Genomic DNA, 2383 nt, shown 5'->3' on the forward strand with positions numbered 1-2383 from the left:
GGCGGCGCGGGGGAAGGCCTGGCGCCCTCATCGGTGACGACGGCGGCGCCGCCCGTGAAGTCGGCGAGCACGCGGCCGTGCTCGACGCGGCCGGGGTGGGGGTCGCTCGCGACCCGCCGGGTCAGTTCGGCGACCGCGACCGGCAGGTCGGAGGCGACCAGGACCGCGTTGCCGAAGCGGCGGCCGCGCCAGACGGCCGGATCGGCGGCCAGGGCCAGCTCGGGGAAGAGGGAGGCGGCCGTGGCGATCTGGCCGCGCAGGTGCGCGAGCGGCGGACCGTCGGCGAGGTTGGCGGCGTACTGGCCGCCGGGCTTCAGCACCCGGCGCACCTCGGCGAGGAATTCGGCGGAGGTGAGGTGCGCGGGGGTGCGGGCCCCGCCGAAGACGTCGGCGATGACGAGGTCCGCCCAGCCGTCCTGGATCTTCCCCAGTCCGGCGCGGGCGTCCACCGAGCGGACCCGTATCCGGGCCTGCGGGTCCAGCGGCAGCTCCCGGCGGACCAGTTGGACGAGCGGCGCGTCGATCTCCACGACCTGCTGGGTGGAGCGGGGCCGGGTCGCGGCGACGTACCGGGCGAGCGTGAAGGCCCCGCCGCCGAGGTGCACCGCCTGGAGGGGCCTGCCGGGCGGCGCGGCGAGGTCGATGACATGGCCGAGCCTGCGCTGGTACGCGAACGAGAGGTACGCCGGGTCGTCCAGGTCCACGTGGGACTGCGGGGCGCCGTCCAGCAGCAGCGTCCAGGCGCGCGGGCGTTCGCGGTCGGGCACGAGCTCGGCGAGGCCGCCGTCCACCGTCGCGGAGACGGGTGCCTGCTGACGCTCCGGCCGCTTCCGGTCGCCCGCGCCCCGGACCGCTCCACGACGTGCCACGCGCGCTCGTCCTCGCTCACCGGTTCGGGCCGGCACCTGGGAGGGACCGGCGACGGCGGGAACTCCGCCCACCTGCCCATTATGGCCTCAGCGGCAGTTGTCGGCCGCCTCGATGATCCGGGCCGCCTGGTCGAGGGCGGCCCGGAGCACGGCCGGGTCGGTGACAGGGGCCTCCGCCACGGGCGGCAGGAGCCAGCCCCCTCCGACGACGGGCGGCTCGGCGGGGATGCGCAGCCCCCGGCCGTCCGTCCGCGTACAGGCGCTGCCGGGCACGTCCCACGCCTCCGCCGTGCCGGGTGGCACCAGGAAGCCGAGGACGGCGCAGGCCCCGTCGTGCAGGACCGGGCCGACGGGGTCGTTCTCCGCTCCCCTGCGCAGGATGTCCACGGCCTCCAGGCCCTGACGCGCCGGGACGGTCACCAGATCGCACGGTGTGGTTTCCGGGCCCATGTGAGGCAAGGGAACCCCTCCTCTCGTCTCGACGAGACGGCGCCGCGCCCCGCCTCCGCATGGACCAACGCGCCGACGGCGTCAAGGGCTACGGCGGCACGCCGCCGCAAAGGGTGGCATTTCATGGCGGATCGGGGGCGAGATGCCCGGTTTATCAGCAAACGCTGTGTGTACGGCCCGTCACAGCAGGTACGTTCTTGCTCCGCCGGGACACCGGAAGCAGGAACCCGGCTGCTGCGCCAGAGAGGGCCCCGCCATGGTGTCGACACGGGCAGTTCCCAACCTCGTCTTCCGTCGGCTGCGCGGACAGCGCTCCGCCGGAGAGTTCGCGGCCGCGGTCCGCAGGGCCGCGCGCGAGATCGGTGAACAGGTCGCGTGCGACGCCCGGTACATCGGACGTGTGGAGTCGGGCGAGATCCGCTGCCCCAACTACGCGTACGAACGAGTGTTCCTGCACATGTTCCCCGGGGCGAGCCTCGCGGACCTGGGCTTCTCGGCCCGCGAGAGCGTGCGCGGCCGGGGGGCCCGCACGACGTCCCTGCCCCTGCCCACCACACCCCCCACGCTCGACAGCGACATCCACGAGGAGAGCGACGTGCTGCGTCGCGTGTTCATGACCAGCGGTTCCACCACGGTGGCGGCCGCGTCCCTGGGGCTCGGCGGCCGTTCCGCCGCCGCCGGCCCCCTCGCCGTACCCGCGCAACGCCGGGTGGGTGAGGCCGAGGTGAGCGCCGTGGAGAAGGCGGTGCGCCGGATCCGGCTGCTGGACGACCGGCACGGCGCGGACGGCCTGTACCGGCAGGCCTCCCAGCCGCTCCGGGCCGCCTACGCCCTGCTCGATGCGGGGACCACCACGCGGCGCAGCACGGCGGACCGGCTGCACGCCGGCGCCGGTGAGCTGGCGATCTCCGTGGGCTGGCTGGCCCACGACTCGGGGCGCTTCGACGACGCGCGCTCCCATTACGCGGAGGCGCTCGCGACGGCACGGCTGGCGGGGGACGCCGGCCTGGAGGCGCACGCGTTCTGCAACGCGTCGTTCCTGGCCCGGGACATGGGCCGGGCCC

The 2383-nt window shown here is 75.3% G+C and carries 2 protein-coding genes and 1 pseudogene; 1 reads left to right on the forward strand and 2 read right to left on the reverse strand.

The annotated features are described in order from the left end of the window. On the reverse strand, positions 1-869 hold an 869-nt coding region (locus VN520_RS02100), incomplete at its 3' end, for a fused MFS/spermidine synthase (RefSeq protein ID WP_325745092.1). A gap of 87 nt (positions 870-956) precedes the next feature. Further along, on the reverse strand, positions 957-1319 hold the full coding sequence (locus VN520_RS02105) for a hypothetical protein (protein WP_325745093.1): 363 nt from the start codon (positions 1317-1319) through the stop codon (positions 957-959). Positions 1320-1575: 256 nt separating this feature from the next. Between VN520_RS02105 and VN520_RS02110 the strand changes: the two are divergent. Continuing rightward, a pseudogene (locus VN520_RS02110) lies at positions 1576-2383 on the forward strand (tetratricopeptide repeat protein); the annotation flags it as partial.

The sequence above is a fragment of the Streptomyces sp. genome (assembly GCF_035563135.1).
GTDB lineage: Bacteria > Actinomycetota > Actinomycetes > Streptomycetales > Streptomycetaceae > Streptomyces.

Coding starts and splice junctions, on each gene's coding strand:
- VN520_RS02105 (WP_325745093.1), bottom strand. CDS start 1,319: ATGGGCCCGGAAACCACACCGTGCGATCTGGTGACCGTCCCGGCGCGT.